The 14,291-nt window shown below is 68.3% G+C and carries 13 protein-coding genes; 3 read left to right on the top strand and 10 right to left on the bottom strand.

Annotated features, from left to right (window positions below; translation table 11 throughout):
• The 10 genes from IBL25_RS05740 to IBL25_RS05695 all read right to left on the bottom strand — a co-directional run.
• On the bottom strand, positions 1–1,124 hold a 1,124-nt coding region (locus IBL25_RS05740; RefSeq protein WP_187777594.1), incomplete at its 3' end, for a tetratricopeptide repeat protein.
• A gap of 493 nt (positions 1,125–1,617) precedes the next feature.
• Entirely contained in the window at positions 1,618–1,818 is a 201-nt protein-coding gene (locus IBL25_RS05735) for a hypothetical protein (protein WP_187777593.1), read from the bottom strand.
• Between the two features lie 120 nt (positions 1,819–1,938).
• A complete protein-coding gene (locus IBL25_RS05730) occupies positions 1,939–3,327 on the bottom strand; it encodes an amidohydrolase family protein (protein WP_238940242.1) in 1,389 nt (462 codons plus the stop codon).
• Positions 3,328–3,341: 14 nt separating this feature from the next.
• Positions 3,342–4,925: an ABC transporter substrate-binding protein gene (locus IBL25_RS05725; protein ID WP_194433621.1), complete on the bottom strand. Its 1,584-nt coding sequence runs from the start codon at positions 4,923–4,925 to the stop codon at positions 3,342–3,344.
• Between the two features lie 39 nt (positions 4,926–4,964).
• Entirely contained in the window at positions 4,965–5,792 is an 828-nt protein-coding gene (locus tag IBL25_RS05720) for an ABC transporter substrate-binding protein (RefSeq protein WP_187777592.1), read from the bottom strand.
• A 27-nt stretch (positions 5,793–5,819) separates the two neighbouring features.
• The gene (locus tag IBL25_RS05715; RefSeq protein WP_187777591.1) at positions 5,820–6,707 is read right to left on the bottom strand and encodes a polysaccharide deacetylase family protein; all 888 of its coding nucleotides are present in this window, start codon (positions 6,705–6,707) and stop codon (positions 5,820–5,822) included.
• Positions 6,694–7,518 (bottom strand): ABC transporter substrate-binding protein, encoded by an 825-nt coding sequence (locus IBL25_RS05710; protein WP_187777590.1) that lies wholly within the window; start codon positions 7,516–7,518, stop codon positions 6,694–6,696. Before IBL25_RS05710 ends, IBL25_RS05715 begins: the two co-directional genes overlap by 14 nt.
• 10 nt (positions 7,519–7,528) lie before the next feature.
• Complete coding sequence (locus IBL25_RS05705) at positions 7,529–8,299, bottom strand: amino acid ABC transporter ATP-binding protein (protein ID WP_187777589.1); 771 nt, start codon at positions 8,297–8,299, stop codon at positions 7,529–7,531.
• Positions 8,296–9,138, bottom strand: a complete 843-nt coding sequence (locus tag IBL25_RS05700) for an amino acid ABC transporter permease (RefSeq protein ID WP_187777588.1) — start codon at positions 9,136–9,138, stop codon at positions 8,296–8,298. Before IBL25_RS05700 ends, IBL25_RS05705 begins: the two co-directional genes overlap by 4 nt.
• 29 nt (positions 9,139–9,167) lie before the next feature.
• On the bottom strand, positions 9,168–10,109 hold the full coding sequence (locus IBL25_RS05695; protein WP_187777587.1) for an N-carbamoyl-D-amino-acid hydrolase: 942 nt from the start codon (positions 10,107–10,109) through the stop codon (positions 9,168–9,170).
• Positions 10,110–10,227: 118 nt separating this feature from the next.
• Here IBL25_RS05695 and IBL25_RS05690 point away from each other — a divergent pair, with 118 nt between their 5' ends.
• The 3 genes from IBL25_RS05690 to IBL25_RS05680 all read left to right on the top strand — a co-directional run bounded on the left by IBL25_RS05690 (position 10,228) and on the right by IBL25_RS05680 (position 14,223).
• Positions 10,228–11,136, top strand: a complete 909-nt coding sequence (locus IBL25_RS05690) for a LysR family transcriptional regulator (protein WP_187777586.1) — start codon at positions 10,228–10,230, stop codon at positions 11,134–11,136.
• A 52-nt stretch (positions 11,137–11,188) separates the two neighbouring features.
• Positions 11,189–11,992, top strand: a complete 804-nt coding sequence (locus IBL25_RS05685) for an SDR family NAD(P)-dependent oxidoreductase (protein ID WP_187777585.1) — start codon at positions 11,189–11,191, stop codon at positions 11,990–11,992.
• Between the two features lie 107 nt (positions 11,993–12,099).
• The gene (locus IBL25_RS05680; protein WP_187777584.1) at positions 12,100–14,223 is read left to right on the top strand and encodes an FUSC family protein; all 2,124 of its coding nucleotides are present in this window, start codon (positions 12,100–12,102) and stop codon (positions 14,221–14,223) included.
• The last annotated feature ends 68 nt before the right edge of the window (positions 14,224–14,291 follow it).

The raw sequence follows: 14,291 nt of genomic DNA, 5'->3' as shown, positions 1-14,291 counted from the left end.
GGCGCGGCGGCGATGGCGCGGTCCCGCAGGTCGCGCGCCTCCGCCGCGTGGCCCTGCCGCCAGCGCACCAGCCCCAGCCCGGCCAGGGCGCCAGGGTCGTCCGGCACGGATTGCAGGGAAGTGCGGAACTGCTGTTCCGCCTGCGCGAGTTGGCCGGCCTCCACGGATTGATAGCCGTCGATGCGCGCCTGGGTGGCGGCATCCGGCAAGGTGCCCCGTGCTTCCCGCAGCTTGGCCTCGATCTGGGGGTCGGAGGAGTTGGAGGCGAGATAGGTCTCGATGGCGCTGATCAGCTCGCCGCTGGGCCCCTCCCAGAGCAGCGCCTGGCGCCAGGCCGCACGGGCCGGCGCGGCCACGGAGGAATTGGTTGTGAGCGAACGGAGCGTCTCGATGCCGCTGTAGCGCGTGGTCTCACGATAGGTCTGGATCTGCGCCAGGGTCAGGCGCATCCGGGCATTGTCCGGGTCACGCTCCAGGCGCTGGCGCAACGCCGCCGTGGCATCGCGGAAGCGCTGGTAATCGATTCCCGCCATGGTCTGGTAATATTCGGGCGCCAGGTTGTCCGGCACGTTGCCGTTGGGGAAAAGGCTCTGGTAGCGCGTGATGGCTTCGGCCGCGCGCCCGGACTGCGCCAGAGCGCGGGCCTCCTCCAGCGCCGCGCGGTCCGATTCGCCAAAGGACTGGTGGCGCTCCACCACGGCGATGCGGCGGTCGTTGGGCGCGACGCGGCGCAGCGTGGCCAGATAGCCATCGGCCGCATCCTTACGGCCCAACTGGGAGGCGATCTCGGCGGCACTGGCCAGCACGTCCGGGTCACGCGGGCTGGCGGCAAGCAGGCGCTCCACGGCCGCGAAGGCTAGTTCCGGCCGGTTCTGGGCGCGCCAGTATTCCACCTGCTCCGCCAGGGTGGCCAGGGCGGCGCTCTGTTCCGCGCCGCCGGCAGCGGGCGCAACGGGGGTGCTGGCGGCCGGCGGAGTCGTGGCAGGCGGCGCGGAGTCCTGCGCCAGGGCGCCGCCACTGAGGAGCAGGCTGCCCAGCACGGCCCCCACGACCGGCGCGCCACATCCACGGCCGGCAGCATCCGCGCGCGGCCGGGGGTCACGCTGCTGGGAAGGCTGTGTCATCCGCTCTGTCCGATCCACCAACAGGCTATCCAACGTGATATCCAAGGCTGCGGCAGGCCGGTCGTTCAGGCCGGGACCTGCCGCGAGGCCAGACAAGCCATCCTGGCGGATCGCCGCCGTCGCAATTTATCAACGGTCGGAGGCTTTTGAAAAGCGTAACCCGATTTGCGGGGAACGTAAGTCCTGCACTGTGTCATTCCAGCCCCACCCCTTGTCTATCAAGGATCTTGGCATGGTCAGGCCAGGCTGGGCTCTTGCACCAGACAGCCGTACAACGAAAACGACTCTTGCACTGAAGGCAAGCAGGCAGCGCGCCTGGCGAGTTTTCCGCAAGGGCTGACAACCACGGCGTGCGAGCCGGAAGGCAGCGCTCCTGCCAGCGCGAGCTTGGCCATAAGCGCCGGGCCGGCGCGCATGCGGGTTGCGGCGGATAGCGCTACCCAGAGGCGGAAAAGGGCGGAGGGATCTCTCCCCCCGCCCTCGCGCAATGTACTCAGCGGGGGGAACCGGTCCCCGGCTGGGTATTCATGATGGGCACGCCCGGAGGCGGCGGGGCGGTGGCACGCGCTTCGGCCGGGCGGCCGCCCTCGCGCACGACCTGGCCGGAGGCCGGGCTGTTCTGGTTTCCGGGCGGCGGCGCGCAGGCGGCGACAAGCAGGCCGAGGCCCAGGACACCCAGGGTAATCGTCCGCATGGTCTTCTCTCCTTGTGCTGTGCCCGCCGGCGCCAAGCAGGCACGGACGGAACGGTCAGGACAAAGGCTCAACGTGCGCATGCCGGATCGGTTGTGGATGCCGCCAGCATTTTTCCGGCGTCAGCCGGCGAAGGCGGCGCGGGCCTCCGGCAGGTCCCAGATGCGCTGGATGGCGGCGGCCCCGGCCGTGGTGATGGCATGCTCATCCCCGCCCAACAGCGCGCCATTGTGCAGCAGCAACCGGCCATCCACCATGACACCGTCGACATTGGCGCGGTTGGCCAGCCAGACCAGCGCGCGGCGCGGGTCGAACAAGGGCTGGAGATGCGGGTGGTTGAGATCCACCACCGTCAGGTCGGCCGTGGCGCCGATGCGGATCGCGCCCAGATCCTCGCGTCCGATCGCCGCCGCGGCGTCGCGCGTCACGGAGCCGATCAGCTCGGGTGCGGTGGCGACATCCGCCTTCCCCGCCGTGACCTTGGAGATGATGGCGGCGGCATTCACCTCCCCCAGCAGGTCCATGTTGTAGCCATCGGTGCCAATGACGGTCCGCACGCCATGCGCGGCGAAATGCGCGTAGGAGGCGGTGGTGCCGGCGCGGGCGAAGACACGCGGGCAGTTCAGCACCGTGCTGCCGCGTGCCGCCATCAGCCGCAGGTCGTCGCCCGTGCAGTCGATGCAATGCGCCGCCAGCAGGTCCGGGCCGAGCACGCCCAGCCAGTCCAGGTATTCCGCCGGGGTGCGCCCCTCGTGGCGCTGGCCGATGGTCGCGACCTCGCCCGGGCTCTGCGCCAGATGCGTGGTGATTGGCACGCCCAGCTCCCGCGCCCGCGCGGCGGCGGCGCGCAGCAGGTCGGGGGCGCAGGTATCCGTCGCATGCGGGCTCATCGCCATCCGGATACGGCCATGGTCGGCGCCTTCCCAGCGCGCGTGCAGCGCGTTCCAGGCGGCGAGATCCACCGCGCCGTCATCCCCCGCATAGGTCACCTGGCCGGAGGCATCCGCCTTGGCATCGGCGGTGGAGAAGAGATAGGGCGCGCCATAGAAGCGCAGCCCCATATCCAGAGCCGCGTCGAACATCTCCGGGATGCCGTTTCGGAAGGGCTCCATGACCGTGGTGGCGCCACCCTTCAGCAATTGCAGAATGCCCAGCCGCGCCACGGCCAGCCTCTCCTCCGGCGAGAGGATCTCGATGCCGCGCTTGGTCAGCGGCAGCAGCACCGTATAGACGATGCTGGCATTGTTCTTCCGCCCCGCGCCATCCTCGGAATGCGTGCGGGCCACGGCCTCGCTGAAGCAGTGGTTGTGCAGGTTCATCAGCCCGGGCAGCACGAAGCGGCCGGGCTGGTCCAGCACGATATCCGCTCGCGGGCGGCTGGTGGTGATGGCGGCGATGCGCCGCCCCTCCGTCATCACCCAGTGGTCTCGCAGCACCACCTGCTCGCCATCGCGCTCCGTCAGCACATAGCTGCCGAAGATTGCGGTTGTGCCGGGCTCGGTCATGGACATGTCACTCATTCCCCTCAGGCCGGCCGCACGTTCCAGAAGGTGGCCGTGCCCTTGCCGATGCCGGTGATGGCGCTGCTGTAGGCGGTGGGCTGCTTGTACTGGCCCAGCGGATAGTAAGGCACTTCCTCGAAGCTGATGCGCTGGATCTCGGCGCAGATCTCCTGTTGCTCCTCCAGCGAAGCAGCGGAGAGCCAGTGGTCGCGCAGCGCTTCCGTCCGCTCGCTGCTGGACCAGCCGGGATAGCTGGCATTGCCGCGCAGGGTCAGGTGCCCGGCCGGGTTCAGCCAATCCATGCCCTGCCAGTTGGCGACAAAGGCGCTCCAGCCTCCCTCCTCCACCGGCGTCTTGCGGTTGCGGCGCGTCAGCACGGAACCGAAGTCGATGCCGACATATTCCACGTTCATGCCTGCCTGCTGGAACATGCCGAAGGCGACATCGCCCAGCGGCTTCTGCGCCAGCGAATCCGCCGGCACCAGCACCACCACCTTCTCGCCCTTGTAGCCCGCGGCGGCGAGGTCGCGCTTCACCTTGTCGTAGTCGCGCTCACCCTTGAAGACATCGAGCCTGACATTGCTGGCCATCGGCGTGCCCGGGCAGAAGAAGCCGATGGGCGTGTGCTGGAAGGCCGGGTCATCGCCCGCCACGGCCGTCATGAAATCCGCCTGGTTGACGGCACCCAGCAGCGCGCGCCGGATGGCCGGGTTGTTGAAGGGCGGCTGCAAGTGGTTCACGCGCAGCAGGCAGGTGAAGCCCAGCGGGTCCAGCACATCCACCTTGATGTTGCCGCCACGCCGCAGCACCGGCAGCAGGTCGTGTGGCGTGGTTTCCTGCCAGTCCTGCTCACCCGATTGCAAGGCGGCGGCGCCGGTCGCGGCATCCGGCATCGTGGTCCATTCCACGCGGTCGTAGTGCACCACCTTCGGCCCGGCGGTCCAGTCGCTCATGCCGCCCTCGCGCGGCTTGTAGCCGGCGAAGCGTTCATAGACGTTGCGGGCGCCGGGCACGCGCTCATTGGCCACGAAGCGGAAGGGACCGCTGCCGATCACCTCGGGCATGACCTTGAAGGGGTCGGTATTGGCCAGCCGCTCCGGCATCATGAAGCAGGCCGGCACCGCCGCCTTGCCCAGCGCCATCGGCAGGAAAGGGAAAGGCCGCTTCAGGCGGAAGCGGATGGTGCGGTCATCCGGCGCCGAAAGCTCGTCCGTGGCAGCCATCAGCGCATCGCCGAAGGGGTCGCGCTTCGCCCAGCGCCTGATGCTGGCGACGCAATCCCGTGCCAGCACCTTCTCGCCGTCGTGCCAGGTCAGGCCCTCGCGCAGCGTCAGGTCCCAGCGCCTGCCGCCATCCTCCACGCGATGGCCCTCGACCATCTGCGGCGAGACTTCCAGCTTGCTGTTCATGCCGTAGAGCGTGTCGAAGACCATGAAGCCATGGTTCCGCGAGACCTGCGCCGTGGAATAGATCGGGTCCACGAAGGCCAGGTCGATCACCGGGATGAAGCGCAGCGTGGTGGCCGAGGCCGCCCGGGCAAAGCGTGGTGCCGCGAGGCCAGCCAGAGGCGTTGCCGCGGCGGCGCGCAGCAGGGAACGACGATGCATGAAGATACTCCAGGAGGATCGGCGTCCGCCGATGGGCGGTTACTCGCCCGCGTCGATGGTGATGGCGGAAAGCGCCTGCTTTTCCAGCCCGTGCTTTTTCAGGATTTCCATGTAAGTGCCATTGGAGATCAGACGGCTCAGGGCACCGGCCACAGCGTCCCGCAGCGGCGCCTGCTCCTTGGCAAAGGCCATGCCGGAAAGGTTGCGCGAGATCGGCTCGCCGATCGTGACGAAGGTGCCCGGATTCTGCTGGGACAGGTACACCACGTATTCGGCACCCAGAATGGCGCCATCGGCACGACCCTGCTGCAGGTCGGTGCGGGCAGCGGCGGCGCCTTCGGTGCCGATCACCCGGATCGGCGGCTTGCCGGCGGCGACGCAGTTCTTCTCGCTCCAGGCCTGGGCCTGCGGGAAATAGTTGGTGGTGCGCGGCGTCGCGATGCTGCGGCCGCAGAAATCAGCCGGCTGCTGCGCGCCCTTCTGCTGCTGCACTGTGGTGAAGATCTGTGCGCCGGTGGCAATATAGTCCACGAAGCTCAGCTTTTCCCGCCGCGAGGGCAGGTCGGTCATGGAACTGCCACTGAAATCCACGCGATTGGTGGCGATGGCCGGGATCAGCTGCGCGAAGGCCATCTCCTCCCAGCGCAGCTCGATACCGAGTTCCTTGCCGATGGCGGTGACGAGGTCGACATTGACGCCGCGCCGCTCATTGGTGGCGGGGTCCTTGTAGGCCATCGGCGGATAGGTGGCCTCGATGCCGACCCGAAGGTGGCCCTGCTTCCGCACGGCCTCCGGCAGATCCTGGGCAAAGGCGGGTGCCATGAAGAACATGGCGGCAACAGCGGCGGAGAGAAACGCGATCCTCATGGCACCGACCTTCCTTGTTTCGGTGGTTCAGCCAGCAGCCTCGCAGCTTGCGAAATGCGCGGCGATCTGCTCGCCCGTGGCGATCCAGACATCCTTGTAGGCGCGCGCGTGCTCCAGGAACTCCCGCAGCAGCTTCAGTCGCATCGGGCGGCCGCTGCATTGCGGGTGCAGCACGGTGGTGACCATGCCGCCCCATTCGCGCGTTTCCTCCAGCTCATCCTTCCAGATGGAGAGGACATGCTCACGCTCGAACATCGGGCGCGGGCTGTAGCGGTGCGAGAGGCCGAACAGCCAGTCGTCATAGGTCATGGTCACCGGCAGCTCGATCAACCCAGGCCGGCCATCGGCCAGCAGGTGCCGGTAAGGCCGCACGTCGTCGCGCCAGGAGGAGGAATAGACCAGCCCCCTCTCCTTCAGCAGCACGCGCAGCTCCTCGCAGCTTTCGCCGGAAGGCGCGCGATAGCCTTTGGGCACCACGCCCAGGCGGCGCTTCAGCACTTCCAGGCCGCGGTCCACCTCTTCCACCAGCATCGGGTCGCCCGGAATGGGCATAACGTGGTGGAAGCCGTGGTGGCCGATCTCATGGCCATGCATCAGGATGGCCTCGCACATCGCCGGATGCGCCTCGACCGACCAGCCAGTGATGAAGAAGGTGGCCTTCAGCTCCTGCTGGCGCAGCATCTCCAGCAGCTTGGGCACGCCGACGCGCGCCTCGAAGCCACCATAGGACATGGTCACCAACTCGCCGTAGCGGGCGGGGTCCTTCGCCGTCCAGGCTGTCTCGGCATCGACATCGAAGGACAGGAACATCGCAGCCTTGTATTCCTGCGGCCAGGGATACTCAGGGGCCAGCGGCGCCCGGTTGGCGGGCGCCAGCGGAATGGCGTTCAGCGCCGCGGGATCAATCGCCGCCATTGATCTTCACCTCGGGGATAGCGCTCGGCGTCAGCGACCACTTCTCCAGCAGCTTGGCATAGGTGCCATCCGCCATCAGGGCCCGCACACCATCGGCCAGCGCATTCTGCAGCGCCGTTTCTTCCTTGCCGACGGCGATGCCCATCAGCGTGTAGCGCACCGGCTCGCCCACCGGCACATAGGTATTCGGCTCCTGCGCCATGATGTAGGGCAGCGTCTCGCCACCCTGCATGGCGGCATCGATACGGCCCTGGCGCAGCTGCGTGCGCGCATCGGCCGAGCCTTCCGTGCCAACGACGCGTATCTCCGGCCGGCCCTTGGCGACGCATTCGGTATCGCTGAAGACCTTGATATCGTTCACCAGCGCGGTGCGGCGGCTGGCGCCGACCGACTTCCCGCACAGCGCCTCGGGCGTCTTGAATTCATTGGCGCGGCTGGCCTGCGTGAAGAATTGCGAGCCGGAGCGCAGGTAATCGACGAAGGTGGCGGTATCCTGCCGCGTCTTCAGGTCGCTCATGCCGGAGAGGATGATGTCCACGCGGCCGGTGCGGACCGAGGCCAGCATCTGGTCGAAGCTTGTTTCCTGCCACTGCATCTTCACGCCCAGCTTGGCGGCCAGCGCATTGCCCAGTTCCACATCGAAGCCGGTCAGCTCATTGGTCTTGGGGTCACGCAGGTCGAGCGGCGGGTAGTTCGGCACAATGGCGGCGACGATGGTGCCGCGCGATTTGATGCGCGCAGGCAGTTCGGCGGCCTGTACCGCGACGGTGGTCGCGAGCAGCGCGGCCGAAAGCATCAGGGCCTTTTTCATGACGTTTCCTTCAGGAGATCACAGCGGAAAGGAAAGCCTGGGTGCGCGCCTCGCGCGGCTTGCCCAGGACCTCGGACGCGGGGCCGGATTCAACGATGCTGCCATGGTCCATGAAGACCACCCGGTCGGCGACTTCACGGGCGAAGCCCAGCTCATGCGTCACCACGATCATGGTCATGCCGGAGCGGGCGAGTTCCTTCATCACCGCCAGCACCTCGCCCACCAACTCGGGGTCGAGCGCGCTGGTCGGTTCATCGAAGAGCATCAGCTTCGGCTTCATGGCCAGGGCGCGGGCGATGGCCACCCGCTGCTGCTGCCCACCGGACAGGTTCGCCGGATAGGCATCGGCCTTGTGCGCCAGGCCGACACGCTCCAGCAGCGCGCGCGCCTCGGCCTCGCAGTCGCGGCGCGGGCGGTTCTGCACGCGCACTGGGCCTTCGATGATGTTTTCCAGCGCCGTCATGTGCGGGAAAAGGTTGAAGCGCTGGAAAACCATGCCGGTGGCTAGACGCTGCCGGGCGATTTCGCTCTCGCTCAAGGGGTGCAGGCTGTGCCCCCGGATACGGTGCCCGGTCAGTTCGCCGTCCACCCAGATGGCCCCGCTATCGGGCTGCACGAGCTGGTTGATGCAGCGCAGCAGCGTGGTCTTGCCGGAACCGGAGGCGCCGATGATGCAGAGCACCTCGCCCGCCGCGACATCCAGGGAGACACCCTTCAGCGCATGGAAGCTGCCGAAATGCTTCTGCACATCGACAATGGATACCAGCGGAATCCTGCTCATCGGGTGCTCCCCGCACCGCGGGAGAAGCGGCGTTCCAGCAGCATCTGCGCCGGAGTTAGCAGCGAGACCACGGCCAGGTACCAGATGGCGGCGACGATCAGCAGCTCGATGACACGCGAATTGGCGTAGTAGACGTTCTGCGCAGCGTGCAGGATCTCGGCGAACTGGATGACGCTGGCCAGCGAGGTCAGCTTCACCATGCCAATGAACTCATTGCCCAGGGGCGGGATGATCACCCGCATGGCCTGCGGGAAGACGATGCGGCGCAGCGCCATCAGCCGCGTCATGCCGATGGACTTGGCCGCCTCATACTGCCCGGCATCGACCGAGAGCATGCCAGCGCGCACCACCTCGGAGGTATAGGCGCCCTGGTTGATGCCGAGGCCGAGCAGCGCGGCCAGGGTCGGCGTCATGACATCCACCGTGCGCACCGACCAGTCGCCCCAGCCCAGCCGGGGGAAGACCAGCGCCAGATTGAACCAGAGCAGCAGTTGCAGGATGATCGGCGTGCCGCGGAACAACCAAGTGTAGCCCATGGCGACGCCGCAGAGCACCGGGTTGGGCGACATACGCATCACGGCCGTACCGATGCCGAGCGTGATGCCCAGCGCCATGGCGGCGATGGACATCCAAATAGTGTTGATAAGGCCTTGCATGATGGCCGGCGCAGTCAGGAACTGGCCGACATAGTCCCATTCGATCTGGCCGACCGCGAAGGCCCGGGCCAGCAGTGCCAGCAGAACGGCGATGACCGCAACCGCGAGCCACCGCCCCCAGTGGCGCGTTGGAATGATCCGGTAGCCGGAGATGTCCGGCAGGGCCGGTGCGGGGTTTGACATAGGCAGTGCTTCCCGGCGCTGCGCTGCCTTCACGCCGGCGCCTGGGCGCCGACCTGGTCCACGATGCGCCGGTAATGTTCCGGCCGGCGATGGCTGGCGAAGTGGAACATCTTCTCCTTGCCCTGGCGGCAAGCGTCGAGGTCGATCTCCGCCACCACCACTTCATCGGCCAGCGACTTGGCTTCCGCCACCACGACACCGTTCGGGTCCACGATGCAGGAGCCGCCGATCAGGCCGGACCCGTCCTCGTTGCCGGCCTTGGCCACGCTCACTGCCCAGGTGGCGTTCATATAGGCATTGGCCTGCGCCGCGAGGGTGGAGTGGAAGGTGCGGATAGACTCGTTCTCGGTGCTGCCACCGTTAGGATCATAGGCCGCGGAGTTGTAGCCCATGACCATCAGCTCGACATCCTGCAACCCATAGACGCGCCAGGCTTCCGGCCAGCGGCGGTCGTTGCAGACCAGCATGCCCATCACCGGGCGGTGCCAGGATTCCGCGCCACGGAAGGCGGGGAAGCCGAGGTCGCCATATTCGAAGTAGCGCTTCTCCAGCTGCTGGAAGCGGGCACCCTCGCGCGGCTCCACGCTGCCCGGCAGGTGCACCTTGCGGTACTTGCCCAGGATGGTGCCGTCCGGCCCGACCGTGATGGCGCTGTTGAAGTGCTGGCCTTCCGGCGTCAGCTCCGCATAGCCGACATAGAAGCCGACGCCCAGTTCCCTGGCGCGGTCGAACAGCGCCTGCACGCGCGGGTTCGGCATTGCGGGCTCGAAGTAGCTCTCCAGCTCCTCGCCGCTCAGCAGCCAACGCGGGAAGAAGGTGGTGAAAGCCAGTTCCGGGAAGACCACCAGTTGCGCGCCCTTGCCGGCGGCCTCTTCCAGCAGCGCGATCATGCGCGCCAAGGTTGTCTCGCGCGTCTCTGCACGCTGGGTGGGGCCCATCTGGGCGGCGGCAATACGGAGCATACGGGGCATGTGGCGCTCTTCCGTTCAATCTTGGCCCCGAACATCGCATAACGGCCTGGCAGATCAATTGGTTTCGGTATACGAAATCGCTGACTTCTAGTCGCCGAGGTTATAGGGTGCCCAAGGATTGACCTTACGCCAATTGGAGATCCTCCGCGCCACCATCCGCTGCCAGACCACCATGGCTGCGGCGCGCGAATTGGGGATGTCGCAGCCCGCCGTCAGCAGCGCCATCCGCCACATGGAGGGGCAGCTTGGCTTTCCGCTCTTCGAGCGGGTCAACAACCGCCTTTTTCCCACCGAGGCCGCCCGTGTGCTGCATGAGGATGCGGAGCCGCTCTTCGCCATCCACGCCGCGCTGGAACTGAAGCTGCAGGACCTGCGGGAAGACAAGATCAGCCGGCTGCGCATCCTCAGCACGCCGCCCCTGGGCCATTCCGCCATTCCCCGGGCGCTGGAGACCTTCCTGCGCCGCCACCCGCGCCTGCGGATCTTCTTCGATGTGCGCGATCTCTCCGAAGTGGTGCGCAGCGTCGAGGCCGGCACCACGGACCTCGGCTTCGGCCTCAGCCTCGGGCACCACCAATCCTTGCAGGTGCAGCCGCTCTTTACCGGCCGGATGGTCTGCGTCAGCCGCCGCGATCATCCATTGGCGCGCATGCCCAGCGTGACGCCGCGGGATCTGGTGGCGCATCCCTTCATCGCGCTGGAGGCCGGCACGCGCATGGGCATCGCGGTGCGCGACGCCTTCCTGGCCGAGCGCCAGCCCTTCGGCTTCCGCGCCGAAGTCCGTTACTGCGACACCGCCTGCGTCCTGGCCGCCGCCGGGCTGGGAGCGGCGGTGGTGGACCCCTTTTCCCCCACCCGGGACCATAGCCTGGCGGTGCGGCCCTTTGAGCCGGCGATCCCTTCGGTTGCCTATGCCTTCTGGTCCGCCCGCAAGCCGATCTCGCAGACCGCGCGGCGCTTCCTGGCGGAAGTCATGGAAGCGCTGGACGGCCTGGTAGGCGACCTGCCGGCCCAGGCGTCGCTGTAACCAATCGCGCCGGGTCGGGTTCTCCGCGGAAACCTCGCGGATTGGACCCGCCATGAATTACGGATTGGATAGCCGCACCGCACTGGTCACCGGCGGCGATTCCGGCATCGGCTTCCACACGGCGGCACTGCTGCTGCGGGAGGGCGCGCGTGTCCTGCTCAGCGACACGCGCCCCGATGCGCTGGAAGAGGCTGCCGCGCGGCTGGGCCAGCATGGCACCGTCCACTGCTTCGCGGCCGACCTGACCGACCCCGCCGCCGCGCGGGCGCTGCTGGCGGAGGCCGAGGCGAAGCTCGGCGGCGCCGATATCCTGGTGCATGCCACCGGCATCACCGGCAAGCAGGGCGACTTCCTGGAAGCCAGTGACGCGGATTGGCTGGAAGCCATCGACACCAACCTCTTCACGGCCGTGCGCATGGCACGCGGCGTCATTCCGGGCATGCGCCGCAAGGGCTGGGGCCGTATCGTGCTGATCGCCTCGGAAGACGCGGTGCAGCCTTATCCGGATGAACTGCCCTACTGCGCCAGCAAGGCCGGGCTGCTCAACCTGGGCAAGGGCCTCTCCAAGGCCTATGCGCGGCAGGGCGTGCTGACCAATGTCGTCAGCCCCGCCTTTATCGCCACGCCGATGACCGATGCGATGATGCACAAGCGCGCGAAGGAGATGGGCAGCAGCTTCGAGGAGGCCATTGAAAGCTTCCTGCGGGAGGAACGGCCGCACCTGGAACTGCAACGTCGGGGAGAGGCGGAGGAAGTCGCCGCCGCCATCCTGTTCCTGTGCTCCGCCCAGGCCAGCTTCATCAACGGTGCCAATCTGCGCGTCGATGGCGGCTCCGTCGCCACGATCTCAACATAAGCCTGGGATCTACCAGCCAGCACGCGCCGCGGGCTTGGTGGGAACCATCGCGGGCGCTAGAAGCGCGCCCCCTTCCCTCGCCAGCCAGTATCAACAGCGGAATGGCCATGGCTTCCAGACGCATCGACGCCACCCGCATTGGCCAGCGCCTGCGCGCCGGTACGCCCCGTAACCCGGGCGCCGACCTGTCCCGCCTGCCCTGGGGCCTGGACCTGGGCGCCGTGCGGATGGCCGAGGGCATCCGTGCCGCCCTGGCCTGCGGGCTGGTGCTGCTGGCCAATGAATGGCTGGGCTGGCCGCCGCTGGTCTATATGGCGATGGCGGCCTTCTTCACCTGCCTTTGCGACATCGGCGGCCCCATCCGCTTCCGCGTGCCGGCGCTGCTGGCCTTCACGGTGTTGGGCGCCGTGGTCTGGGTCTGCTTCGGGCTGCTGCGGGACCTCGGCTTGGCGGTGGTGCTGCCGCTGGCCTTTGCCGGGCTCTTCTGCCTGGGCATGGCGCGCGTCTGGGGCACCGGCGCGACGGCGGTGGGCAATATCCTGTCCATCGTGCTGGTGGTCTCGGTCGGCCAGCCCCTCACCTGGCACGAGGCCTGGCAGGTCGGCGCCATGTTCGTCTGCGGCGGGCTTTGGGCGACTCTGCTGACCATGGTGGTCTGGCGCCTGCATCCCTACCGCCCTGCCCGTACCGCCGTGGCCGATTGCTGGTGCCGGCTGGCGGAACTCGCCGCCGACCAGCGCCGGCTGCTGCTGGAGGGTGCCGGCACCGAAGCCTGGGACGCCCATGGCCGCGCCCATCGCCGCGCGGTGCGGGAGGAGCTGGAACATGCCCGCACCATCGTGCTGGACCTGGTCAGCATGCGCGGCCGCCTGTCGCTGCGCGGCGGGCAGGCGCTGCTGCGGCTGGAGGCCTGCGACCAGCTCTTCGGCTCGTTGATCGCGCTGTCGGACCTGCTGGAGGGCGAGAGCGACCCCGCCCGCCTCACCGCCGCCGAGACCTTGCTGCGCCTGCTGCGCCCGATGCTGGTGGTGCTGGCCGATGCCATCGCCGCCGATACCGATGTGCGTGCCGAGGTGCTGGAACGCGCCACCACCCGCGCCCTGGCAGCCACCGCCGCCGACCCGCTGCTGCGCCCGCTGGCGGAAGCCATGGCCGAGCGCCTGCGCATCGCCGCCCGGCTCAGCACCCCCGGCGGTTACCTGCCCGGCGGGCCGGTGGGTGCCGCCCAGGCGCAGCCCTGGCGCGACCGCGTGCTGGTCCCGCTGCGCGCCAACCTGAACTGGGAATCGGTGACGCTGCGGCACGCATTGCGCGTCGCCGTCATCGGCGCGCCGGCCATGGCGGTGACGCTGGATTATTACGGCCGGCAGTTCGCCCATTGGTTGCCCATCACCGCCATCGTGACGCTCCAGCCCTTCTTCGCCATCACCTGGCAGCGGGCGCTGGAGCGCATCGGCGGCACCGTGCTGGGCGGGCTGATCGGCGCCGTCATCGCCTATTTCATCCGCGCGCCCATGGACCTCGCGCTGGTGCTGTTTCCGCTCTGTACGGCGGCCTTCGCCGCGCGGCAGGTTTCCTTCACCGCCTGGATCACCGGCGTCACGCCCATCGTGGTGGTGCTGATGGAACTGATCCATCCCGGCCATAGCTCCTGGGCCATCGCCGGCCTGCGCGCGCTCTTCACCCTGGCAGGCGGCCTGCTGGCCATCTTCGGCTGCCTTTTCCTCTGGCCAAGCTGGGAGCCGGCGCGGCTGAGCCAGGAGCAGCGCAACGCCATCGCCGCCCATGCCGACTACGCACGGGCCGTGCTCTCCGAGGTCATCGGCGAGAGCCCGGCGGGCAGTGCCGAGGCAGCCCGCCGCGCCGCCGGCATGGCCACCAACAACCTGGAAGCCTGCATCTCCCGCGCCTTGCAGGAGCCGCGCGGCGGCAGGCGCCCGGCGGTCGGCACCGCCACGCTGGTGGATGCCACGCTGCGCCGCATCGCCGGCCGGCTTTCCGCCCTGCGCCACGACCCCACGGCCCGCGCCACCCTGACAGCGGCCGCGGGCGATGCCTGGCGGAGTTGGATCACCACCTCCCTCGGCAGCCTCACGGCCGGCGACGGCCCCTTGCCGCCCCGCCCGCCGCTGCCGCAGGGAGAAGCGCTGCTGGACCCGCTGGCGCGGATTGCCCGGCAGGTCGAGCTGCTGGAAGGCGCTCTGCGGCGGCCGGAGCCCGCGCGCGGCTGAGCCACGCGCATCCTTCTTCACCAATCCGCGCAGCACGGCGCGCAGGCGGCAAGAGGGCTTGCCCCGCG

This window comes from Pseudoroseomonas ludipueritiae, assembly GCF_014490445.1.
GTDB classification, from domain to species: Bacteria; Pseudomonadota; Alphaproteobacteria; order Acetobacterales; family Acetobacteraceae; genus Pseudoroseomonas; species Pseudoroseomonas ludipueritiae.
This window is presented reverse-complemented; position numbering and strand designations above follow the sequence as displayed.

Coding starts and splice junctions, on each gene's coding strand:
- IBL25_RS05735 (WP_187777593.1), bottom strand. CDS start 1,818: ATGCGGACGATTACCCTGGGTGTCCTGGGCCTCGGCCTGCTTGTCGCC.
- IBL25_RS05730 (WP_238940242.1), bottom strand. CDS start 3,327: ATGTCCATGACCGAGCCCGGCACAACCGCAATCTTCGGCAGCTATGTG.
- IBL25_RS05725 (WP_194433621.1), bottom strand. CDS start 4,925: ATGCATCGTCGTTCCCTGCTGCGCGCCGCCGCGGCAACGCCTCTGGCT.
- IBL25_RS05720 (WP_187777592.1), bottom strand. CDS start 5,792: ATGAGGATCGCGTTTCTCTCCGCCGCTGTTGCCGCCATGTTCTTCATG.
- IBL25_RS05715 (WP_187777591.1), bottom strand. CDS start 6,707: ATGGCGGCGATTGATCCCGCGGCGCTGAACGCCATTCCGCTGGCGCCC.
- IBL25_RS05710 (WP_187777590.1), bottom strand. CDS start 7,518: ATGAAAAAGGCCCTGATGCTTTCGGCCGCGCTGCTCGCGACCACCGTC.
- IBL25_RS05705 (WP_187777589.1), bottom strand. CDS start 8,299: ATGAGCAGGATTCCGCTGGTATCCATTGTCGATGTGCAGAAGCATTTC.
- IBL25_RS05700 (WP_187777588.1), bottom strand. CDS start 9,138: ATGTCAAACCCCGCACCGGCCCTGCCGGACATCTCCGGCTACCGGATC.
- IBL25_RS05695 (WP_187777587.1), bottom strand. CDS start 10,109: ATGCCCCGTATGCTCCGTATTGCCGCCGCCCAGATGGGCCCCACCCAG.
- IBL25_RS05685 (WP_187777585.1), top strand. CDS start 11,189: ATGAATTACGGATTGGATAGCCGCACCGCACTGGTCACCGGCGGCGAT.
- IBL25_RS05680 (WP_187777584.1), top strand. CDS start 12,100: ATGGCTTCCAGACGCATCGACGCCACCCGCATTGGCCAGCGCCTGCGC.